General features: G+C 63.4%; 19 protein-coding genes and 2 pseudogenes. 13 read left to right on the forward strand and 8 right to left on the reverse strand.

Going from position 1 to position 21,386, the window contains the following annotated elements:
• Positions 1-6: 6 nt before the first annotated feature.
• Positions 7-1,093, reverse strand: a pseudogene (locus tag M0D43_RS04840) (bifunctional riboflavin kinase/FAD synthetase).
• A 198-nt stretch (positions 1,094-1,291) separates the two neighbouring features.
• Complete coding sequence (gene murJ / locus M0D43_RS04845) at positions 1,292-2,884, reverse strand: murein biosynthesis integral membrane protein MurJ (RefSeq protein ID WP_252164961.1); 1,593 nt, start codon at positions 2,882-2,884, stop codon at positions 1,292-1,294.
• 116 nt (positions 2,885-3,000) lie between these two features.
• On the opposite strand from murJ, the gene rpsT reads away from it, so the two are divergent.
• Entirely contained in the window at positions 3,001-3,270 is a 270-nt protein-coding gene (gene rpsT / locus M0D43_RS04850) for a 30S ribosomal protein S20 (protein ID WP_003484323.1), read from the forward strand.
• Positions 3,271-3,361: 91 nt separating this feature from the next.
• On the opposite strand, the pseudogene obgE reads toward rpsT, so the two are convergent.
• The 3 genes and pseudogenes from obgE to rplU all read right to left on the reverse strand — a co-directional run bounded on the left by obgE (position 3,362) and on the right by rplU (position 5,271).
• A pseudogene (gene obgE, locus M0D43_RS04855) lies at positions 3,362-4,412 on the reverse strand (GTPase ObgE).
• Positions 4,413-4,677: 265 nt separating this feature from the next.
• Positions 4,678-4,938 (reverse strand): 50S ribosomal protein L27, encoded by a 261-nt coding sequence (gene rpmA, locus M0D43_RS04860; protein WP_003484326.1) that lies wholly within the window; start codon positions 4,936-4,938, stop codon positions 4,678-4,680.
• Between the two features lie 12 nt (positions 4,939-4,950).
• Positions 4,951-5,271: a 50S ribosomal protein L21 gene (gene rplU, locus M0D43_RS04865; RefSeq protein ID WP_005989959.1), complete on the reverse strand. Its 321-nt coding sequence runs from the start codon at positions 5,269-5,271 to the stop codon at positions 4,951-4,953.
• Between the two features lie 292 nt (positions 5,272-5,563).
• On the opposite strand from rplU, the gene uvrA reads away from it, so the two are divergent.
• Together uvrA and M0D43_RS04875 are read left to right on the forward strand one after the other, a co-directional pair.
• Entirely contained in the window at positions 5,564-8,530 is a 2,967-nt protein-coding gene (gene uvrA / locus M0D43_RS04870) for an excinuclease ABC subunit UvrA (protein WP_252163758.1), read from the forward strand.
• The gene (locus M0D43_RS04875) at positions 8,530-8,934 is read left to right on the forward strand and encodes an acyl-CoA thioesterase (RefSeq protein ID WP_243391101.1); all 405 of its coding nucleotides are present in this window, start codon (positions 8,530-8,532) and stop codon (positions 8,932-8,934) included. Before uvrA ends, M0D43_RS04875 begins: the two co-directional genes overlap by 1 nt.
• A gap of 113 nt (positions 8,935-9,047) precedes the next feature.
• Here the strand turns inward: M0D43_RS04875 and M0D43_RS04880 are convergent, their stop codons facing one another.
• Positions 9,048-9,476, reverse strand: coding sequence for a copper chaperone PCu(A)C (locus tag M0D43_RS04880; protein WP_252163760.1), 429 nt, complete (start codon positions 9,474-9,476; stop codon positions 9,048-9,050).
• A gap of 65 nt (positions 9,477-9,541) precedes the next feature.
• Here M0D43_RS04880 and M0D43_RS04885 point away from each other — a divergent pair, with 65 nt between their 5' ends.
• From M0D43_RS04885 to M0D43_RS04905, 5 genes are all read left to right on the forward strand, one after another.
• Positions 9,542-10,312, forward strand: coding sequence for an enoyl-CoA hydratase/isomerase family protein (locus M0D43_RS04885; protein ID WP_252163761.1), 771 nt, complete (start codon positions 9,542-9,544; stop codon positions 10,310-10,312).
• 69 nt (positions 10,313-10,381) lie between these two features.
• Positions 10,382-11,287 (forward strand): acyl-CoA thioesterase II, encoded by a 906-nt coding sequence (tesB, locus tag M0D43_RS04890; protein ID WP_252163762.1) that lies wholly within the window; start codon positions 10,382-10,384, stop codon positions 11,285-11,287.
• Between the two features lie 218 nt (positions 11,288-11,505).
• Positions 11,506-12,009 carry a putative signal transducing protein gene (locus M0D43_RS04895; RefSeq protein ID WP_252163763.1) on the forward strand — a complete coding sequence of 168 codons (504 nt, stop codon included), beginning with the start codon at positions 11,506-11,508 and terminating at the stop codon, positions 12,007-12,009.
• A 112-nt stretch (positions 12,010-12,121) separates the two neighbouring features.
• Positions 12,122-13,315 carry an RNA polymerase sigma factor gene (locus M0D43_RS04900; RefSeq protein ID WP_252163764.1) on the forward strand — a complete coding sequence of 398 codons (1,194 nt, stop codon included), beginning with the start codon at positions 12,122-12,124 and terminating at the stop codon, positions 13,313-13,315.
• 301 nt (positions 13,316-13,616) lie between these two features.
• Entirely contained in the window at positions 13,617-14,102 is a 486-nt protein-coding gene (locus M0D43_RS04905) for a hypothetical protein (protein ID WP_252163765.1), read from the forward strand.
• A gap of 167 nt (positions 14,103-14,269) precedes the next feature.
• On the opposite strand, the gene M0D43_RS04910 is transcribed toward M0D43_RS04905, so the two are convergent.
• A complete protein-coding gene (locus M0D43_RS04910; protein ID WP_252163766.1) occupies positions 14,270-14,860 on the reverse strand; it encodes an EF-hand domain-containing protein in 591 nt (196 codons plus the stop codon).
• Between the two features lie 39 nt (positions 14,861-14,899).
• Between M0D43_RS04910 and M0D43_RS04915 the strand changes: the two genes are divergently transcribed.
• The 4 genes from M0D43_RS04915 to M0D43_RS04930 all read left to right on the forward strand — a co-directional run bounded on the left by M0D43_RS04915 (position 14,900) and on the right by M0D43_RS04930 (position 19,053).
• Positions 14,900-15,814 carry an arginyltransferase gene (locus M0D43_RS04915; protein ID WP_260807998.1) on the forward strand — a complete coding sequence of 305 codons (915 nt, stop codon included), beginning with the start codon at positions 14,900-14,902 and terminating at the stop codon, positions 15,812-15,814.
• Positions 15,768-17,099: an endonuclease/exonuclease/phosphatase family protein gene (locus tag M0D43_RS04920; RefSeq protein WP_252163767.1), complete on the forward strand. Its 1,332-nt coding sequence runs from the start codon at positions 15,768-15,770 to the stop codon at positions 17,097-17,099. Before M0D43_RS04915 ends, M0D43_RS04920 begins: the two co-directional genes overlap by 47 nt.
• Positions 17,100-17,358: 259 nt before the next feature.
• On the forward strand, positions 17,359-17,973 hold the full coding sequence (locus M0D43_RS04925) for a hypothetical protein (protein ID WP_260807999.1): 615 nt from the start codon (positions 17,359-17,361) through the stop codon (positions 17,971-17,973).
• A gap of 27 nt (positions 17,974-18,000) precedes the next feature.
• Entirely contained in the window at positions 18,001-19,053 is a 1,053-nt protein-coding gene (locus tag M0D43_RS04930; protein WP_252163769.1) for an XVIPCD domain-containing protein, read from the forward strand.
• Between the two features lie 132 nt (positions 19,054-19,185).
• Here M0D43_RS04930 and purT read toward each other — a convergent pair whose 3' ends face one another.
• Complete coding sequence (gene purT / locus M0D43_RS04935; protein ID WP_260808000.1) at positions 19,186-20,388, reverse strand: formate-dependent phosphoribosylglycinamide formyltransferase; 1,203 nt, start codon at positions 20,386-20,388, stop codon at positions 19,186-19,188.
• Positions 20,389-20,512: 124 nt separating this feature from the next.
• Here purT and M0D43_RS04940 point away from each other — a divergent pair, with 124 nt between their 5' ends.
• A complete protein-coding gene (locus M0D43_RS04940; protein WP_252163770.1) occupies positions 20,513-21,382 on the forward strand; it encodes an SPFH domain-containing protein in 870 nt (289 codons plus the stop codon).
• Positions 21,383-21,386: the final 4 nt, after the last annotated feature.

The following is a 21,386-nucleotide window of genomic DNA, read 5'->3' on the forward strand; positions in this document are numbered from 1 at the left end:
AGGTCTCTACCGTTGCGCTGCGTTGTCTGAAGTGTCTGCACATCCATGTGCAGACGTTTGCGAGGAGCTCGCATGTCCATTGTCCGCACATGGATGTACGGGCTCTTGCGAGGGACTCGCATCATAGGCGGGCTGTTGCGAGGAACTCGCATGTGTTGCAGAAACTGCGTGCCTGTCCAGCACCGAACGCGCCTGCTCGGCATCACGATGCATCTGCACGGTCAGCGCGTCCAGGCCATCGAACTTCTCTTCGTCGCGCAGCTTGGCGACGAATTCGACCTCGATATGCCGGCCATACAGATCGCCCTGGAAATCGAACAAATGCGCTTCCAGCAGCGGCTCCACACCGGCCACGGTCGGGCGCGTGCCAAAGCTCGAGACCGACGGCCACGGCCGCTCGGCAACACCATGCACCCAGGTCGCGTAAATGCCCGACAGCGCCGGCGTGCGCGGGAAACGCAGGTTGGCGGTGGGATAGCCCAGGGTGCGGCCAAGCTGCTTGCCGCGCACCACCCGCCCGCCGATGGCATACGGACGGCCAAGCAATTGCCCGGCGTGCGCGAACTCGCCCGCGCCCAGCAGCTCGCGGATGCGCGTAGCCGAGATGCGCTCGCCGTGCAGGTGCACCGGCGCGATTTCGCCCGCCGCAAAGCTGTAGTGCGCACCGAGCGAGCGCAGCAGGCCGATATCGCCGCCACGCCGATGGCCGAAACGGAACTCCGGGCCGATCCAGACTTCGCGCGCACATAGCCGGCCGACCAGCGCCAGGCGTACAAAATCTTCCGCGCTCATCTTCGACAGGCGACCATCGAAACGGATCATGCCAACGCTGTCGGCACCGTAGCCGTGCAACCCTTCGATCTTGGCGCGGGCCAGGGTCAGCCGCGGCGGCGGCGCGGCGGGCGCAAAGAACTCGCGCGGCAGCGGCTCGAAGCTTACCGCCACTGCTGGCACGCCGAGTGCGCGCGCGCGCCACGGCGTGTTGCACCAGCGTCCGATGCCCCAGGTGCAGGCCATCAAAAGCGCCGATGCAGACCACGCTTCCGCGCGGGAACAGCGTCCCGCCATCGACGTCTCTAAACAGCGTGCTCATTCCTCGATCCAAACAGATGCCGGCCAGCCGGCCGGCCCTCGTTGATGCGTAACCTGTAAGTATAGCCGTGCCAGTCAAGCCGCATGGGCGCGCACGTGGGCGCGGCAGCGCCCAACTAACCACCCTGCGATTGGCTGCGCGACACGCTACCCAACGCAGGCGACCGTGCAGCACGCCCACGCATGTTCGGCAGTCACCCTAGCCTTCGCGCAGATGCCGCGGCCGCAGCCCCAGCGCCAGCTGCGCGACCAGATAGGTCGCCCCGCCACTGCCCACCAGCACCGCCAGCCAGCCAATGCGGCTCCATTTGTCCATCTGCGTAAACGACGGCAGCCACCACAGCAGGCTCAACAGCACCGCCACCATCGCCGCACATGCCAGCAGCAGGCGCAGCGCATAGCCACCCCAGCCTGGCCGGCGCTGGTACACCCCGGACTTGCCCAGCCAGTACCACAGCAATCCCAGATTGAGATAACTCGACAGGGCACTGGCGATACCCAGCGCCAGATGCAGGCCCGGCTGCTTGCCCAGCGCCTGCATCACGCCCTGCGCCCTGAGCTCGGGCGGCACCATGATCTGGTAGACCACCGCCAGCAGCGCGAAGTTGAACACCATGTTGGCGATCAGCGCCGCGACCCCGGCACGCACCGGGGTGCGGGTGTCCTGACGCGCGTAGAAGGCCGGCAGCAGCACCTTGAGCATGGCGTAGGCCGGCAGGCCGAAGCTCAATCCGTAGACCGACATTGCGGTCATGCGGGTGTCGAATGCAGTGAACTGGCGGTACTGGAACAAGGTCGCCACCAACGGCTCGGCCAGCAGCAGCAAGCCCAGCATGGCCGGCATCGCAATCAGCAAAGTGGTGCGGAAGCCCCAATCCAGCGCGCCCGAGAACGCGGTGCGGTCGGTTTTGACGTGATGGCGGGCCAGCGCCGGCAGGATCACCGTACCCAACGCCACGCCGAACACACCCAGCGGCAATTCCAGAAAGCGATCGGCCAGCGACAGCCACGATTGCGAGCCATCGGCCAGGCGCGCGGCAATCACGGTATCGAGCATCAGGTTGATCTGCGCAATCGACGAGCCGAACAAGGTCGGAATCATCAACGTCAGCACCTTGCGCACATCCGGGTGATTCCAGCCCCAGCGCGGCAGCGTCAGCAGGTCGATACCTTTCAGCGCTGGCAGCTGGAACAGCAGCTGCAGCGCACCGGCCACCAGGACCGCCCAGCCCAGCGCCAGGATCGGCACCTCCAACCGCGGCGCCAGCCACAGCGCGCCGGCGATCATGCACAGGTTGAGGATCACCGGCGTCAGCGCCGGAATGGCGAAGCGCTGGAAGCTGTTGAGCGCGCCGCCGGCCAGCGCCGTCAACGAAACGAACAGCAGAAACGGAAAGGTCAGCCGCAGCAGATCGACCAACAATCCGTATTTTTCCGGATCGGTTGCCGCGCCATCGGAAAACACCGCGGCCAGCTGCGGGGTGAAGATCAACCCCAGCGCAGTGATCAGCAGCAACATCCCGCCCAAGGTCCCGGACACGCGCGCCATCAGTTCGCGCAGATCGGCGTGCGGGCGGGTTTCCTTGACCTCGGTGAACACCGGCACGAACGCGGTGGCGAATGAGCCTTCGGCGAACAACCGGCGCAGGAAATTGGGAATGCGGAACGCCACCCAGAACGCGTCGGTCACCGCATTGGCGCCGAAGGTAGTGGAAATCGCCTGGTCGCGGATCAGGCCGAGCACCCGCGAGATCATGGTCATACTGCTGAATGAGAGCAGGCCTCTCAACATGCCGGGCTTGCTCACGCTGCGTCCCTCTTGACAACTGACTTGACGTACATATTTGGGTCCATCATACTTTCGCGCTTGCTTTTTCCACCATACCGATTTTTCAGGAACCCACCACCGTGGCCAATATCAAGTCCGCCAAGAAGCGCGCCAAGCAGACCATTGTGCGCAATGAGCGCAACACAGGTCAGCGTTCGATGCTGCGCACCGCCGTCAAGAAGGTGATCAAGGCCCTTGACGCCAACGATGCTGCAGGCGCCGAAGCTGCTTTCGCCGTTGCCCAGCCCATCCTCGACCGTTTCAGCGCCCGTGGCCTGATTCACAAGAACAAGGCTGCGCGTCACAAGAGCCGCCTGACCGCTCGCATCAAGGCCATCAAGGCCGCGTAAGCGATCAGATGGCGCATTGCCGGAAGCCTGGCTTCCTGCAACATAGAAAAACCCGGCCTTGGCCGGGTTTTTTGTGCGCTTGCGCCTGCACTCAGCCCGCATTGCGCGCCTCGAGCTCGTCTTCGCGCTGGCGGTCGAAGAACGCCATGACGTCTTTCATGATCGGGAACGTGCCATCACGCCCAAGGGCGGATACCAGGTACCACGGCGCTGTCCAGCCCAGCTCGGCCACGATGGTTTCGGCAGCGGCACGCGCTTCGTCTTCGAACATCAGGTCGGCCTTGTTGAGCACCAGCCAGCGCGGCTTCTTCAGCAATTCGGGATCATGCCGTTCAAGCTCGCGCTCGATGGTGCGCACCTGATCGGCCGGCGACACCCCTTCCACGCCACCCTCCAGGCGAAATATCCACCAGATGCAGCAGCAGGCGGGTGCGCTGCAGATGGCGCAGGAACTGCGTGCCCAGACCGGCGCCGTCGGCAGCGCCTTCGATCAGACCCGGCACGTCGGCGATGACGAAGCTGCGGTAGGCCTCGACACTGACCACACCCAGATTCGGATACAGCGTGGTGAACGGATAGTCGGCCACCTTCGGCGTTGCCGAGGACACTGCACGGATCAGGGTACTCTTGCCGGCGTTGGGGAAACCCAGCAGACCGACGTCGGCCAGCAGCTTGAGCTCGAGCTTGAGTAGACGCTCTTCGCCTTCTTCGCCGGTGGTGGACTGGCGCGGTGCCCGGTTGACCGAGCTTTTGAAATGCATGTTTCCCAGGCCACCCTTGCCACCCTTGGCCACCAGCAAGCGGTCACCATGCTGGGTGAGGTCGCCGATCACTTCATCGGTCTGCACGTTCATCACCACGGTTCCGACCGGCACCACGATGACGCGGTCTTCGCCGCCCTTGCCATAGGCCTGACGGCCCATGCCGTTCTCGCCGCGCTGCGCCTTGAAGGTGCGCTCATGGCGGAAGTCGACCAGGGTGTTGACGTTCTCATCGGCCACAATCCAGACGCTGCCGCCGGCACCGCCATCGCCACCGTCGGGACCACCCAGCGGAATGAACTTCTCGCGGCGAAAGCCGACACAGCCATTGCCGCCATTACCGGCGGTCACCAGGATTTCTGCTTCGTCGACTAACTTCATGAGATGACAACCGGGAATTGGGAATTGGGAATTGGGAATAGGGAATGGGCAAGCACAAGCAGCCCATTACCGCTGGCGAGAACATCACCAGCACGACAGCAGAAAACGCGATAGGGCACACAGCCGGCTTTTACGACTCCCGACTCCCGATTCACAATTCACAATTCACCGCCGTCAAACGAAAAACCCCGCCGAAGCGGGGCTTTCCGTGTCGTTGGCAACCGCGCTGGGCGCGGCTGCGAACTGGCCTGCATGGAGCGGGCGATTACGCCTCGGCAACCACGCTGACGGTGCGACGCTTCTTCGGACCCTTGGTGGAGAACTCCACCTTGCCGTCGACCAACGCAAACAGCGTGTGGTCACGACCCAGGCCGACGCCGGCGCCCGGATGGAACTGGGTGCCGCGCTGACGCACGATGATGTTGCCGGCGTCGATGGCCTGGCCACCAAAGATCTTCACGCCGAGGTACTTCGGGTTGGAATCGCGACCGTTGCGCGAGGAACCTACGCCCTTTTTATGTGCCATGACTGGTTCTCCTTACTTCTTGTCGCCACCGGCGATGCCGGTGATCTCGATTTCGGTGTAGTACTGACGGTGTCCCTGACGCTTCATGTGGTGCTTGCGGCGACGGAACTTGATGATGCGCACCTTGTCGGCGCGGCCGTGGGCCACAACCTTGGCGGTGACCGAGGCGCCCTTCAGCGCATCGCCCAACTTGATGCCATCGCTATCGCCCAGCATCAGGATGGTGTCGAACTTGATCTCATTGCCTGCTTCGACTTCGAGCTTTTCCACGCGGAGCGTTTCGCCCTGCGCGACGCGGTATTGCTTACCGCCGGTTACCAGAACTGCGTACATGACCAGGTGTTCCTCTGTAGTTATTATGGTCGCCTGACTTGCCCATGGGGCAGACAGGAGCGGGATTGTACTGGCCTAGCGGGTTTCGGGTCAACCCGCAAGCGGGTGCGCGGCCGCGCACCCGAATCGGACGGGTAGAACGCATCATCCGGCCGCCACAACGGCCCCGGCAGACTGGCATTTGAGGCAATTGCCCTCACCTAGGTCGGCGGGTAGGCTGATCGACTGCCACTCATTCCTGCTGAGCACGCTCGCACCACTGCCGGTTCGCCGGCCCGACATCGGATCCCCCATGGCGATGGATTTCATCCGCATCCGCGGCGCGCGGACGCACAACCTCAAGAACATCGACCTCGACCTGCCTCGCGACAAACTGATCGTGATCACCGGCCTGTCCGGCTCGGGCAAGTCGTCGTTGGCGTTCGACACCATCTATGCGGAGGGCCAGCGCCGCTATGTCGAGTCGCTGTCGGCGTATGCGCGCCAGTTCCTCAGCGTGATGGAAAAACCGGACCTGGACCACATCGAAGGCCTGTCCCCGGCCATTTCGATCGAACAGAAATCGACCTCGCACAACCCGCGCTCCACGGTCGGCACGATCACCGAGATCTACGACTACCTGCGCCTGCTCTATGCACGTGTGGGCCAGCCGCGCTGCCCGGATCACGGCTTCCCGCTGGAAGCGCAGACGGTCAGCCAGATGGTCGACCACATGCTCACCCAGGATCAGGAACAGCGTTACATGTTGCTGGCGCCGGTGATCCGCGACCGCAAGGGCGAGCACGCGCAGGTGTTTGAACAACTGCGTGCGCAGGGCTTCGTGCGCGTGCGCGTGGACGGCGAGCTGTATGAGATCGACGCGGTGCCGGCACTGGCACTGCGCCAGAAACACACCATCGAAGCGGTCATCGACCGCTTCCGTCCGCGCGAAGACATCAAGCAGCGCCTGGCGGAAAGTTTCGAAACCGCGCTCAAGCTCGGCGAAGGCATGGTCGCAGTGCAGTCGCTGGACGACCCGGCAGCGGCCCCGCACCTGTTCTCGTCCAAGTACAGCTGCCCGGTCTGCGATTACTCGCTGCCGGAGCTGGAGCCGCGGCTGTTTTCGTTCAACGCACCGGTGGGCGCCTGCCCCAGTTGCGATGGCCTGGGCGTGGCCGAATTCTTCGACCCGGACCGCGTGGTCGTGCATCCGGAACTGTCGCTGTCGGCCGGTGCGGTGCGCGGCTGGGATCGACGCAATGCCTATTATTTCCAGTTGATCGCCTCGCTGGCCAAGCACTACAAGTTCGACGTGGACGCGGTGTGGAACACCTTGCCGGCCAAGGTGCGCCAGGCGGTGCTGTTCGGCAGTGGCGATGACGTCATCAGCTTCACCTACTTCACCGACGCGGGCGGGCGGACCACGCGCAAGCATCGCTTCGAAGGCATCCTGCCGAACCTGGAACGCCGTTACCGCGAGACCGAATCGCCGGCCGTGCGCGAAGAGTTGACCAAATACGTCAGCCAGCAGCCCTGCCCAGCCTGCAATGGCACGCGTCTGAATCGCGCCGCGCGCAACGTGTTCGTGGCCGATCGTCCGCTGCCGGAGCTGGTGGTGTTGCCGGTCAACGAAGCGCTGAATTTCTTCCGCGGATTGTCGCTGCCGGGTTGGCGGGGCGAGATTGCGGCCAAGATCGTCAAGGAAATCGCCGAGCGCCTGGGCTTTATGGTCGATGTAGGCCTGGATTACCTCACATTGGAACGCAAGGCCGACACCTTGTCCGGCGGCGAAGCGCAGCGTATCCGCCTGGCCAGCCAGATCGGCGCCGGCCTGGTCGGCGTGATGTACGTGCTGGACGAGCCGTCGATCGGCCTGCATCAGCGCGACAACGAACGCCTGCTTGGCACGCTGACGCGGCTGCGCGATCTGGGCAACACCGTCATCGTGGTCGAACATGACGAAGACGCCATTCGCCTGGCCGACCATGTGCTGGATATCGGCCCCGGTGCCGGCGTACATGGCGGCGAGATCTGCGCGCAAGGCACGCTGCAGGACATTCTGAAATCGCCACGTTCGTTGACCGGGCAGTACCTGTCCGGCAAGCGCCGCATCGAGATTCCCAAGCAGCGCCACAAGCCCAACCCGAAGATGATGCTGCATCTGCGTGGGGCGACCGGCAACAACCTGAAGAATGTCGACCTGGAGATTCCGGCCGGCCTGCTGACCTGCATCACCGGCGTCTCCGGGTCGGGCAAGTCGACGCTGATCAACGATACGTTGTTCACGCTGGCGGCCAACGAAATCAACGGCGCCTCGCATACGGTGGCACCGCATCGCGAAGTCGAAAATCTGGACCTGTTCGACAAGGTCGTGGATATCGACCAGTCGCCGATCGGGCGTACACCGCGCTCCAACCCGGCGACCTACACCGGCATGTTCACCCCGTTGCGCGAGCTGTTCGCGCAGGTGCCCGAGTCGCGTGCACGTGGTTATTCGCCGGGCCGTTTCAGCTTCAACGTGCGTGGCGGTCGCTGCGAGGCCTGCCAGGGCGACGGCATGATCAAGGTGGAGATGCACTTCCTGCCCGACGTTTACGTGCCTTGCGATGTCTGCCACGGCAAGCGCTATAACCGCGAAACGCTGGAGATCCGCTACAAGGGTTTCAATATCAGCGACGTGCTGCAGATGACCGTGGAAGATGCGCTGCGGCTGTTCGAGCCGGTGCCGTCGATCGCACGCAAGCTGGAAACGCTGGTCGATGTGGGATTGAGCTACATCAAGCTGGGCCAGAGCGCGACCACGCTCTCCGGCGGTGAAGCGCAGCGCGTCAAGCTGTCCAAGGAACTGTCGCGTCGCGATACCGGACGCACCCTGTACATCCTCGACGAGCCGACCACCGGCCTGCACTTCCACGACATCGAAGCGCTGCTCGGCGTGCTGCACAAGCTGCGCGACGAGGGCAACACGGTGGTGGTGATCGAACACAATCTGGACGTGATCAAGACCGCCGACTGGATCGTGGACCTGGGTCCGGAGGGCGGCCATCGCGGCGGCACCATCCTGGTCTCCGGTACGCCGGAAGATGTGGCTGCACACAAGGCGTCCTACACCGGGCAGTTCCTGGCCAAGATGCTGCCGTCGGTGAAGGCGCGCGAGACGCGTCCGGCGGCGATGGCCAACAAGCCCGATGCACGTCCGCCGCGCAAGGTCAAACCGGAGAAGGTGGCCAAGGTCGCCAAGTCCGCCACCAAGAAAACCGCAAAGAAGAAGGCAAGCTGATGAGCGAACACAAGGTGTTGGCACGCATCCCGATCAGCGTGCGCTGGCGCGACATGGACAGCATGGGCCATGTCAACAACGCCAAGTACATTTCGTATCTGGAAGAAGCGCGCGTGCGCTGGATGCTGGGCGTGCAAGGCGTGGCGATGACCGACCGCATCGCGCCGGTGGTTGCCGCCACCAACGTCAACTACAAGCAGCCGTTGATCTGGCCGAATGACATCACCGTCGAGTTGTTCGTCGAACGCCTGGGCACCAGCAGCGTGACCATCGGCCACCGCATCTTCGACCAGAAGGACGACAGCAAGCTGTACTCCGATGGCAACGTGGTGGTGGTGTGGATCGATACGCAGACCGGCAAGAGCGCGGCGCTGCCGGATGCGGTGCGCGCGGCCAGCACCTGAGTGTTAGCGACCCGGCTGCCGAGGCGCCTCACGGTTAAAAACTGACGGCGGCTCTTCCGGGAGCCGCCGTGTTGGTTTGCACGCTGGGGTGTTACGCGACAGTCGACCAACCATCAAGACCCCGGCGCGCGCTTGCGTGCTTCCAACGTGGCCTCGATTTCGCGACCGTCCTGCAAGGTAAAGTTCACCGGCACCTGCGCACCCTCCTGCAGCGGCGCAGTCGCGTCCATCAACATCAGATGCAGGCCGCCCGGCGCCAGCGGGACCGACTTGCCGGCCGGCAATGCCAGCTCCGGCACCGCACGCATGCGGTTGACACCATTGGTTTGCGTGCTTTCGTGCAAGGAGACATCGGCAAACACGCTGCTCTTGGCAGCAGTGATCTTCAGCGACTGCGCACAGCCGTTATGAAACTGCCCGAAACCCGCTGCCATTCCTATGCCTCCCGGCGGCGGAATGCGGATCCAGCCATTCTTGAATTCGGGCAGGCATTGCGCCGACACGCCCGCACTTGCCACCAGCGCAAACGCCGCGAGTGCCACGCCCGCACGCCTGACCCGCCCGCTTCGACTGCCGTCTATCATGACCCGACCTCCAGGAGCCCCGAATGAGCATCCAGATCTTAGACCATGGCCGTCTTCGCGAAATCCGTCTGGCGCGTCCGCCGGTCAATGCGCTGGACAGCGCGCTGTGCCAGGCGTTGAGCATTGCGGTGCAGCAGGCCGGCGATGAGGTCGATGGCATCGTGCTGTCGGGCAGCGAGCGGATTTTTTCCGGCGGCATGGATGTGCCGCATCTGCTGGCGCATGGCACCGACCGCGCCGCGCTACTGGCCAGTTGGACCGCGTTCTTTGGCGCCGCGCAGGCGCTGGCCAATAGCCGCGTGCCGGTGGCGGCGGCGATCGGCGGGCATGCGCCGGCCGGTGGCTGTGTGCTGGCACTGTGTTGCGACTACCGGGTGATGGCGCGCAGTGCCGACACCGCAAAACCCTATGCGATCGGCCTGAACGAAGTGCAGGTGGGCCTAGCCGCGCCGGAAGGCATCCAGCGCCTGTTGCGTCGCGTGGTCGGCGCGCACCGCGCCGAGCGCCTGCTGATCTCCGGGCAACTGCTACCAGCCGAACAAGCAGTCAAGATCGGCCTGGTGGACGAGCTGGTCGACGGCGAGCTGGTCACCGCACGTGCGGTGGCATGGCTACAGGAGCTGCAACAGCTGCCGCGCCAGCCGATGCTGACCACGCGCGCGATTGCGCGCGCGGACCTGCGCGCGGCATTGGCCCCCGAGTTGATCCGGCTGGAGCGCTTCATCGATGGCTGGTACGCGCCGGATGCGCAGACCGCGCTGCATGGCTTGGTGGCGCGCCTGCAGAAGGCCTGAGCCCCGCCGTCGCGGCGCCCATTGGGCGGGCCGGTATACTCGCCATCCGTCGCATGCCAGGCCAGCCCCTTGTCCGCCACCGCCGAACCCGTCGTCTCCGAACTGATCAGCCTGCTGTCGCTGGAGCGTCTGGAGGACAACCTGTTTCGTGGCCAGAGCCGCGACATCGGCACCAAATACGTGTTCGGTGGGCAGGTGCTGGGCCAGGCGTTATCGGCAGCGCAGGCCACGGTCGAAAACGGCCGTCAGGCGCATTCGCTGCACGCGTATTTCCTGCGTGCCGGCAATATCGACCACCCCATCGTCTACGACGTCGACCGCACCCGCGATGGCGGCAGTTTTTCAGTACGCCGGGTCACGGCGATCCAGCACGGCAAGGTGATTTTTTTCTGCGCGGCCTCGTTTCAGGAGCACGAAGACGGCGCCGAGCATCAGTCGGCGATGCCTGTCGTACCGCCACCGGAAGACATCGAACCGTCCGCCCCGCTGGCACCGGAGGTGTTGAGCAAGCTGCCGGCCAAGGTGCAGCGCTGGCTGTCGCGCGGCGGCCCGTTCGAGTTTCGCCATGTGTTCCCGCGCGACGAACTCAAACCGCCCAAGCGCCCGCCGTTCCAGCAGATGTGGCTGCGCTTGAGCAATCCCATCGGCGACGATGTGGGCCTGCATCGAGCGCTGCTCGCGTATGCCTCCGATTTCCAGTTGCTGGGCACCTCAACATTTCCGCACGGCATCAGCTATTACACGCCGAACGTGCAGATGGCCTCGCTCGATCACGCGCTGTGGTTCCACCGCCCCTTCCGCACCGACGACTGGCTGTTGTACTCACTCGATAGCCCCACTGCGCAGGGCGCGCGCGGCCTGGCGCGCGGGCAGTTCTTCACCCGCGACGGCGTGCTGGTGGCCAGCACCACGCAGGAAGGATTGATCCGGGTGGTGCCCGACGGCAGCACGATTGCCGTGCCGGGCAAGGAGTAGGCCTCCACGCGCGACAGAGCCGCGCGCTGTTTGATTGCCAGTTTGCACGCGGGCCGCGCGGAAGGCAGCAGAGCACCTCTCCCAGCGCGCCGCAAGCTGGCATCCTTGCCCGCCCTGCGTACGCGGCCACCTGACTGCACCACCCGCATCCTGATGTTCCATCTTGAACCGGCGCCGCAGCGGCGCCATCTGTTCCGGACCCAACGGCGTTTTCCACCATGCGCAAGATCTTCAGCAGTCAACGTATCGAAACCGCCGAAGGCGTGGCCAATCTCTTGCGCGATGCGGGCATCGAGATCCGCCTCAGCAATGGCCGCTCTTACCAGAGCAAGCGCGGCGGCCAGTTCAGCTACCTGGAACAGAGCAATGCCCAGGCGCAGCCCACCGTCTGGATCGTGCATGCCAATGACCAGCCGCGTGCGCGCGAACTGCTGCGTGACGCCCGCCTGCTGGACACCACCCGCCGCGACCTGCCGAATGTGGAATACACCTTCCGCGAAGGCGAGAACGGCTCCAGCTCCAGCGCGCGTAGCTGGGCCTGGCGCATCCGCCTGGTGCTACTGCTGGTCATCGGCGCCATCGCCATGGTGGTGGTGATGTGCCATCGCAGCGCACCAGCACCAGCGGCACAACCGGCATCGCAGCAGGCGCCAACCCAAGATGCCGCCCAACCGGCAGCAGAAGACGAGGAACTGCGCGTGCGGATCCAGCCGGCGCACTGAGCACTGCGCGCCCGCGCAGCCAGCCGGTGGCGCAACGGGTACCATCCTTATCATCGCGGTCACATCCATAGCCAGCAGGCGTCATGCTGGCGACAGGACACCGATTGCGCCGATGAACGCCGACACGCTGGATCTGATGTTGCAACGCGAATTGCCCAATGCCGCGGCTGGCTGCCAGCAGGCTTACGGGCGCATCGTACTGGCCTGCCAGAACACGGTGACCGCGATCGCCCTGGCGATCACCCGCGACCTCGCGGCCAGCGAAGATATTGCCCAGGAGGCCTTCCTGCGTGCCTGGCAGCGGCTGGCGCAGCTGCATCAACCGGCCAGTTTCTTGCCATGGCTTCGGCAGATCACCCGCAACCTGGCGCGCGACTGGCTGCGCGCCAACCGCCATCGCGCGCTCAGCGGCGAGGCGGCCGAGTTGGCCATCGCGATGGCCGCCGACCCGGCACCCTCGCCCGCTGACCAACTGTTGCAGGTGGAAGAAGAGATCGCCGCGCTTGACATCATCTCTGCATTGCCCGAAGAAAGCCGCGAAACGCTCCTGCTGTATTACCGCGAAGGCCAGAGCTCGCAACAGGTTGCCTCGCTCGTTGGACTCAGCGACGCAGCGGTGCGCAAGCGCCTGTCGCGCGCACGTGCCAGCGTACGCAGCGAGCTGCTGCGCCGGTTCGGCGACTTCGCGCGTGGCAGCGCCCCCAGCGTGGCGTTCGCAAGCGCAGTGAGCTCGGCCACCCTGTTGGGCGCGCCGGGAAAGGCAAGCGCGGCGATTGTGCTGACGGGGATGGGCAGCGCGGGCAAGTTGGGCGCGAGCGGGTTGACCGGCTCAGCGCTTGGTGGGGGCGGCGCTGCTGGTGCGCTCAGCATCTGGCTCGGCATGCCGGCATTGTTCGCTGCGTGCGCGGTGCTGGTTGCCGGGATCGGCACGTACTGGTCGTACTGGTATCTGCTGCGCTTCGCACAGACCGCCAGCGAAGCAGCGGCGATCCGTCGTTTCATGCACATCACCACGCTGACCTCGGTGCTGGTGTGCGGCAGCACGCTGCTGCTGAAACACCTGCAGGCGGGCGCGTGGGCATCGGTTCTGACGCTGTGCGCGGGCATGGCGGTGCTCAACTATCAATCCCTGCGCATCCTGCCACGCGTCATGCGCCCCATGCTCGAACGCGATGCGCGCAGACGCGGCGCCACCCGGGCACCGCTGCTGTACCGCTGCATGTTCAGTCCGGGCGCGATGGTGGTGAGCACGGCGGCTGTCATTGTGCCGATCGTGCAGCACTACCTGCGGTCGGGGATGTTTTGATCCGGGGTGACCTCACCGCTGCACCGGCAGTGCCAGCGCTTCCGAGACGAGCGCATGCGGCTGCGGATCCACCCGCGCTGACGGCAGCACCCGCTGCGTACGCAGGCGTGGCGACATGGTCATCGACAGCGCGTACTGGAGCACGCTCCGACGCGGCCTGCATGCAGGCAACGGTGAACGCCGCAGGCAACAACGTCGCATGATCCGAAGTGATGCGTTCGTATCCGACTTCAGCAGCCACCGGGTAGCGGCCACACTGCTATAAGCAGGAAGAATTCAACAAGACCCCCGGAGTAATCAAGTGAAGGCAAGTCTCTTCACCAGTCTGCTGATGATGGCCAGCATGAGCGCGCATGCAGACGGACTGACTACATCTCCCGATGGCAAGACCCTGTCGGTGAGTTTCGGAGCACCGACCTTCAAGCAGGTGCTTCACTACAACAAGATGTACGACAAGAAACCGTTCCCCGATGCGGAAATCTATTATTTCAGCAACGGCACGTACAAGATCATTTCCCAAGGGGAAAACCATTACGGCGTCTATGTCATGCAGGGAGGGTTCGACGACCAGACCTACACGATCCGCTTCATCTCCCTGCCCTCGGAAGACTGGGGCAACAAGACCGCATTCCATCAACTGACCTTCGTGCGCGGCGACAAGCAGAATGTCTTTATCCAGAACGCCATCGTCGACACCGGCGAAGCGATCGCGCAGCAGAACGGAACCTACACGCTGGAGAAAAACACCGTCTCCAATCCGGTTCCCACGTCCTGGAAGCACGACTGAGCGTTGCACCAGCGCCCAGGGTCCGGCCCAAACGCAAGCGCCCTCCCGCCACACGAGAGGGCGCGGTCGATCGGCGCCTTGTTACCTACTGCAGACAGCTGGGTGAACTCACTGATCACCCGAGCGGCGCTCGCCGGTGAACCACGAGCGCCGCGATCAGCGAGACCTTAGCGATTGGTCGCAGGTGCGGTGGCTGGCGCCGGCTTGCCATGGTCGCCGCGCCCCTCCCGCCCCTCCATCCCGCCCGCTCCGTGCCCGCCACGCCACTTGGACGCAGCATCGAACTCGGCCTTGCTCAGCTTGCCGTCCTTGTCGGTGTCGGCCTTGGCGAACCATGCATCGCGATGCTGCTGCATGCGCAGCTCGCGGTCGGCACGGTCAATGAAGCCGTCCTTGTTGAGATCCATCTGGTCGAAACGCGCGGCGAACTTCGGGTCAGCCTTGGCTTCTTCGCGGCTGATGCGGCCGTCCTTGTTCGTATCGAGCTTGGCCATCCATTCGCCACGCCCGCCACGACGATGATGCGGTCGCTCGTCGCGCGACAGCTTGCCGTCCTTGTTGGTGTCCAGCGTGTCGAACTGCGCGGCCAGGGCCGGATCGGCAGCCGCTTCGCTGCGGTCGATCACGCCATCGCCGTTCTTGTCGAGCTTGGCAGGACGCGGCGCATCGCCGGAAGCCGGCACGGTGGCGGCGAACGCGGCGCCGGTGGACAGCGCGGCCAGCACGGCCAGGGCGAGGAAAGGTTTGCGTGACGTCATGAGACACTCCTGAGAGATAAGAACCACCGCGGCACCTGCATGGGCCGCATCGCATGGGTGGTGCGTGCGGATCATCCGTGCGCTGCCACCAACACCCACATCAACGAGCCACCGATGCGCACGTTGACGTGCGGGCCGGGCGTATTCATCCGGCGGACAGTCGCCGCTGCTGCGACGCGCAGGCGCTATCCTTCGGCCATGGCCATCCATGCCGACACCCACGACGACCTGCGCCTGTTCCAGACCGGCGAGCATGCCTGTGGCTATTGGTCCGACCGGCAAGCGCGCGATCTGGTGCTGGATCCGCACGACCCGCGCCTGGGCGCGATGTATCCGCAAGCGCTGGCATGGGGCTTCCGTCGCTCCGGCGATCTGGTCTACCGGCCGCACTGCGAACGGTGCCGCGCGTGTGTACCGGTACGCATCGCAGTGGATGCGTTTGTTCCCGACCGCAGCCAACGCCGTTGCCTGGCGCGCAACCAGGATCTGGTCGTACGCGTGGTGGCCGCCGAGCGCACCGACGAACAACTCGCGCTATATCGCCACTACCTCAAGCACCGGCACCCCGGCGGCGGCATGGACGAGCATGGCGCCACCGAATTCGACCAGTTCCTGATCGGCGGTTGGTCGCACGGGCGCTTTCTGGAGATCCGCGAACCGGCCACGGCGCACCTGCCCGGCCGGCTGCTGGCGGTTGCAGTGACCGATCTCACCGAGCATGCGCTGTCGGCGGTGTACACGTTTTACGCGCCCGAGGCGGCAGCGCGCAGCCTGGGCACGTTCGCGATCCTGCAGCAGATCCAGTGGGCGCAGCGCGAGCGACGCGCGCATGTCTATCTGGGGTACTGGATCGATGGCCACGCGAAGATGAACTACAAGCGCCGCTTCAGCGCACTGGAAGCCTACGATGGCCGCCACTGGCGCGGCTTGCCCGGCCACACATCGGGCGATTGAACCGCCGGATTGCGACATCGGCGTGTCGCATCCCGCATGCGAGAATCCAGCGATGATCAAACCTTTCCTGCTGCTCGCGCTGACCGCCTTGTGCGCGGCCTGCGCCCACAGCGCACCGTCGCCCAAGATGCCCACCGACACCCTCGCCGCCAGGCCCGCAGCGGCAACGCTGCGCATGGCCACCTACAACACCTCGCTGTATTCGGACCAGGCCGGCGGCCTGATCCGTGAGTTGCAGGGCGATAGCGCGCATGCGCGCAAGATCGCTGCGGTACTGCAGCGCGTGCGCCCGGATCTGGTGCTGCTCAACGAGTTCGACTTCGACCCGGAACACCGCGCTGCCGATCTGTTCCAGCAACGCTATCTGCAGGTTGCCCAGCAGGGCGGTGGCGAGGCGTTGCGTTATCCGTACCGCTATCTGGCACCGGTCAATACCGGCGTGCCGAGCGGTCTGGATCTGGACAACAACGGCAGCATCGGCGGCGAAGGGCGCGCGCGTGGCAACGATGCCTGGGGCTATGGGTTGCACCCCGGCCAGTACGGCATGCTGGTGTTGTCGCGCTACCCAATCGACGAGCAGGCAGTGCGTAGTTTCCAGCTGCTGAAGTGGAGCGCGCTACCCGGTGCAGTGCGACCGATCGACCCAGCCAGCAAGACGTCGTACTACAGCGATGCCATCTGGGCACAGCTACGGCTTTCGTCCAAATCGCATTGGGATGTCCCGGTGCGCACGCCGATGGGTGTGGTGCATGCACTGGTGTCGCACCCCACCCCGCCGGTGTTCGACGGTGCCGAGAAACGCAACGCTGCGCGCAACCACGACGAACTGCAACTGTGGCGCGCGTATCTGGACAACGCACCCGAGAGCCAACGCTGGCTCTGCGACGACAAGGGTGGCTGCGGTGGCCTGTCCGCCGATGCACGCTTCGTCATTCTGGGCGATCTCAACAACGACCCGGTCGATGGCGCCGGCCGCCATGCGGCGATCCGCGCCTTGATCAAGCACCCGCGCGTACTTCAATACCCCACCCCGCGCAGCGATGGCGGCGCGGAGAAAACCGCCGAATACGCCGCGCTGGGCATCGCCCACAGCGGTGACCCGCATCAGGTGACCGGCGACTTCGGCCCGCAGGCCGGCACCATGCGCCTGGACTACGTGTTGCCGTCACGCCAATTCACCCTGATCGGCAGCGGCATCTTCTGGCCGGCCAGCAGCGCGCCGGAAGCTGCAATCGCCGATGGCAGCGACCATCATGCGGTGTGGGTGGATGTGGCTGGCGACTAAGCAATCGGACCGAGGCTCGGAGATGTCATGCTCTGGGCCTGGCGTCGACGGCTGCATATAACATTAAGGCTATACGCAAGAAGGGGAAGATTTAACCAACACACGCATCCTAACGCCATGTCAGAGGAGCAGATAACTTCCGGAAGTACCTGAGGCAGTGATTGACAAGGTTCACAAGGACCGCCCGATAAATTTGGGTGGTCCGGATTCAGACGACAGGCTTACACTCCCTCGCAGACAGGTATCGCAAGGAAGTTGAATGAGACTGTATTTCCACAAAGCGCACCGTTTACTACGTATTTTTTTTCTGCCGTTGGCGCTCGCCTGCCTCGCGAGCGCGTGCAGCGCAGGCAAGCCGCCGTCTTCTGAAAAGGAAGACCTTCTGCTCAGCCGACCATTTCCGGTGGATGCGACGGACGCCCATGTGCGCTTCGAATTCGAGGCGACACCGAAGAATGTAAATCTCACTCAATCCTACATCGTCGGATTGACTTTAAACCGCAAAGGCGAGCTCGATCCAGTCACTTTCTTAAATAACGGGGAACCTCCTTCCCGGTATGCGGTACGTGTCGAAGCCTGCAAATGGCTCGGGAATCAATGCCAGAAAATATCCACTGAAGACGCTTTTCAAGCCTATATCAAAAAAGAACCTGCACGAAGTAAATTTTTTGAATGGCGATCCGGAGACGAGGAAAAAAAATACATTGATGTTACAGCACACACTGCAGACACCAGCAACTGGATTGTTTGCTACTTACCAATAGAAAGTTACGGCCGATACCGCATCGACGTCTCATCTCAACCAGGAAATCCATTGCTCAAAGACCCGTCCGCGCAAATTTCTGTTCAGCGGAAATGGAGTTCCTCCAAATAACTAGCATCAACTAGAAAGGAGCATCTAATGGACAGACAGAATTACACAGTAACGATCGTTATTGCCGCGCCCGGGACGCCCCTTTATACAAATGGAAAACAACAATTGGCGGATGGCGAAAAAGCCACATCTGGCCCAGGACACATGTTTTTCGTACTCGACGATGGCAAAAACAAGCCATCCAGTTATGGCTTTGCCCCGATCACCCATGGACAAATGAATGGCCCAGGGAAAATCTACGACACAGATGCAGGCGAATACCACAATCCAGCATACTCAAGAACTATCGAAATAAGCAAAGAACAATATAAAAAAATCAATGAATTTGGAGTAGAGCCAGAAAAATTTGGCTTCGACAAGGAATACAAGGACGTACGCAACAATTGCGTCGATTTTACCTGGGCAGCCCTCAATCATGCCGGACTCCATCGAAACAAGAGCATCGATGTGAATGGCTTGCTTGGTCCAGGAGCCGGACAACTGCTTCCGGATGTTCGCATTCCTTTGCCAGTAGAAGGCTCGGGAAAAGATGCTTACCGCCCGCTACGCAATATCCACGGTGTGGAGAGCATTGAGGCACCATTTCCGCACAGTCCATTGAACAAGGAAATCCGGAACCCGCTTCCGGCGCAAAGGTCGTTGCAGCAGCACATTCTCAGCGAAGAGCGGCACGCGCCATCGTTGAAGGACCCCACGCATCCAGGCTACCAACTGTTTGCACAGGCGCAGGATCACGTACAGACGCTGGATCGCGAACACGGACGGCAAACGGACGCGCGCAGCGCCAATCTTGCGGGCTGCTTGGCGGTGCAATCCTGCAAGATGGGAATGGACCGCATCGACGAAGTGAGACTGAGCGACGATGCCTCGCGCGCATTTGCTATGCAGAACAATCCTTACTCGGCCGGATCGCACGACCAGTTGCGCGCCCATGTCGATACGGTTTCCGCACTCAATACACCGCTGGAGCAGAGCAGTCATGCATGGACGCAGGCTGCAGCCGAGCGCGTGCAGGCAGAGCAGCAACGGAACCTGCAACAGGAGCAAACGCAAGCTCCATCAGCTCGAACCATGAGCTGACCGGGCGAGAGTCGCAGGCAGTTCATTCCCTGGCGCCTCGCCTGTTAGCTATTAACTGACTTTTCAGAGCCAGCAACCAAAGTCTACGGTGCAGCAATCTTTCCACTGCACCAATGCGAGTCGACAGGAAACTCAGGCAGTCAGCTGAATCGTCAGCGCCGCAGCCGCCACACGCGCTTTCTCGCGTGCCGCATCGATACTCTCTGCGCGTGCCAGGGTGACGCCGACGCGGCGATGGCCGTCCACGCGGGGTTTGCCGAACAGGCGCAGTGCGGTGTCCGGGTCGCGCAGTGCATCGGACACGTTGTCGAACACCGGCACGCCGTTGCCATGTGCCAGTAACGCGCACGATGCAGAGGGACCGCTCTGACGGATCACGCCGCCGTCTTCCGCGCCCACCGGCAGGCCAAGAATGGCGCGGGCGTGCAGCGCGAATTCGCTCAGTTCCTGCGAGACCAGGGTGACCAGACCGGTGTCGTGCGGGCGCGGCGACACTTCGCTGAACCACACTTGGTCACCCTTGACGAACAATTCCACGCCGAACAGGCCCCACCCGCCGAGATCGTCGGTGATGGCTTTGGCGATCTCCTGCGAGCGGCGCAATGCCGCAGCCGACATCGGCTGCGGCTGCCAGCTTTCGCGGTAGTCGCCATCCTGCTGCCAATGCCCGATGGGGTCGCAGTACGAAGCGCCGCCGGCATGGCGCACGGTGAGCAAGGTGATTTCGTAATCGAAATCGATGAAGCCTTCGACGATGCAGCGACCGGCGCCGGCACGCCCCCCGGTTTGCGCGTACGCCCACGCCGCATCGATATCGGCCTCGCTACGTAAGGTGCTCTGACCTTTGCCCGAGGACGACATCACCGGCTTGACCACGCACGGCAAACCCACTGCCGCAATCGCCTCGCGGTATTCGGCAGCGGTATCGACAAAGCGATACGGCGAGGTCGGCAGACCCAGCGTTTCGGCGGCCAGGCGACGGATGCCTTCACGGTCCATGGTCAGGCGTGCGGCACGCGCGGTCGGGATGACCTTCTGGCCCTGCTCGCGTTCCAGCGCCACCAGGGTTTCGGTATGGATGGCTTCGATCTCCGGCACGATCAAATGCGGCCGCTCGCTGGCGATCAGCGCGCGCAGGGCGGCGGGATCGAGCATGTCCAGCACGTGCGAGCGGTGTGCCACCTGCATCGCCGGTGCATTGGCATAGCGGTCGGCCGCGATCACTTCCACGCCGAAACGCTGCAGCTCAATCGCCACTTCCTTGCCCAATTCGCCCGAGCCCAGCAACAACACGCGGGTGGCGGAAGGCGACAGCGGGGTGCCGAGGGTGGTCATGGGCGCAGTCCAGAACGAGAGGGGCCGCCATTCTAACGGCTGCAAATGCCGACGCCGACGAACGGCTATTGCTTATCTGATATCACATTGATATCTTTTTCTAACTCCACAAGGACTTGCCCTCATGAAAGAGAAGCCGATCGGTTCGTTACCCGGCATTCCCGTCGTCCTCGTCGCAAGTGCAGGCCTGATCGGTGCGGCCTGGTACGTGTTGACGATGATGGCCAGTACCAGCGTCACACCGGCCGCTTTCATCACCGCAGTGCTGGTCGTGGCAGCGTGCATTTTCATGCTGGCCGGCATGTACACCCTGGAGCCCAACCAGGCCGCGGTATTGAGCCTGTTCGGCAAGTATGTCGGCACCGTCAAAGACGCCGGCCTGCGCTGGAATGTGCCGTTCTACGCCAAACGTCGCGTCAGCCAGCGCGTGCGCAATTTCGAAAGCGGCCGACTCAAGGTCAACGAGCTGGATGGCAGCCCGATCGAGATTGCCGCGGTGATCGTGTGGCAGGTGCTGGATGCCTCCGAAGCGGTCTATAACGTGGACGACTACGAGAGCTTCGTGCATATCCAGTCCGAAGCAGCGCTGCGCGCGATGGCCACCAGCTACCCGTACGACCAGCACGAAGATGACCAGATCTCGCTGCGCAGTCACCCCGCCGAAATCAGCGAGCAGCTCAAGCGCCATCTGGACGAGCGCCTGACCCAGGCCGGCGTGGACGTGATCGAGGCGCGCATCAGCCACCTCGCCTACGCGCCGGAAATCGCCCAGGCCATGCTGCAGCGTCAGCAGGCCAATGCCGTGATTGCCGCACGCTCGCGCATCGTGGCCGGCGCAGTGGGGATGGTTGAAATGGCGCTGTCCGAATTGCAAAAGAATGGCGTAGTGCAGTTGGACGAAGAGCGCAAGGCGCATATGGTCAGCAACCTGCTCACCGTGTTGTGCTCTGATCGCGGAACCCAACCGGTGGTCAACGCCGGCTCGCTGTATTGAGGCG

It is taken from the genome of Xanthomonas prunicola (assembly GCF_025266575.1).
Taxonomy (GTDB): Bacteria; Pseudomonadota; Gammaproteobacteria; order Xanthomonadales; family Xanthomonadaceae; genus Xanthomonas; species Xanthomonas prunicola.

Coding starts and splice junctions, on each gene's coding strand:
- M0D43_RS04875 (WP_243391101.1), top strand. CDS start 8,530: ATGAGCGAACACAAGGTGTTGGCACGCATCCCGATCAGCGTGCGCTGG.
- murJ (WP_252164961.1), bottom strand. CDS start 2,884: ATGTTGAGAGGCCTGCTCTCATTCAGCAGTATGACCATGATCTCGCGG.
- purT (WP_260808000.1), bottom strand. CDS start 20,388: ATGACCACCCTCGGCACCCCGCTGTCGCCTTCCGCCACCCGCGTGTTG.
- M0D43_RS04930 (WP_252163769.1), top strand. CDS start 18,001: ATGGACAGACAGAATTACACAGTAACGATCGTTATTGCCGCGCCCGGG.
- M0D43_RS04920 (WP_252163767.1), top strand. CDS start 15,768: ATGGCCGCCACTGGCGCGGCTTGCCCGGCCACACATCGGGCGATTGAA.
- M0D43_RS04900 (WP_252163764.1), top strand. CDS start 12,122: ATGAACGCCGACACGCTGGATCTGATGTTGCAACGCGAATTGCCCAAT.
- M0D43_RS04925 (WP_260807999.1), top strand. CDS start 17,359: ATGAGACTGTATTTCCACAAAGCGCACCGTTTACTACGTATTTTTTTT.
- M0D43_RS04895 (WP_252163763.1), top strand. CDS start 11,506: ATGCGCAAGATCTTCAGCAGTCAACGTATCGAAACCGCCGAAGGCGTG.
- uvrA (WP_252163758.1), top strand. CDS start 5,564: ATGGCGATGGATTTCATCCGCATCCGCGGCGCGCGGACGCACAACCTC.
- M0D43_RS04915 (WP_260807998.1), top strand. CDS start 14,900: ATGGGCCGCATCGCATGGGTGGTGCGTGCGGATCATCCGTGCGCTGCC.
- M0D43_RS04910 (WP_252163766.1), bottom strand. CDS start 14,860: ATGACGTCACGCAAACCTTTCCTCGCCCTGGCCGTGCTGGCCGCGCTG.
- rpmA (WP_003484326.1), bottom strand. CDS start 4,938: ATGGCACATAAAAAGGGCGTAGGTTCCTCGCGCAACGGTCGCGATTCC.
- M0D43_RS04940 (WP_252163770.1), top strand. CDS start 20,513: ATGAAAGAGAAGCCGATCGGTTCGTTACCCGGCATTCCCGTCGTCCTC.
- rplU (WP_005989959.1), bottom strand. CDS start 5,271: ATGTACGCAGTTCTGGTAACCGGCGGTAAGCAATACCGCGTCGCGCAG.
- M0D43_RS04885 (WP_252163761.1), top strand. CDS start 9,542: ATGAGCATCCAGATCTTAGACCATGGCCGTCTTCGCGAAATCCGTCTG.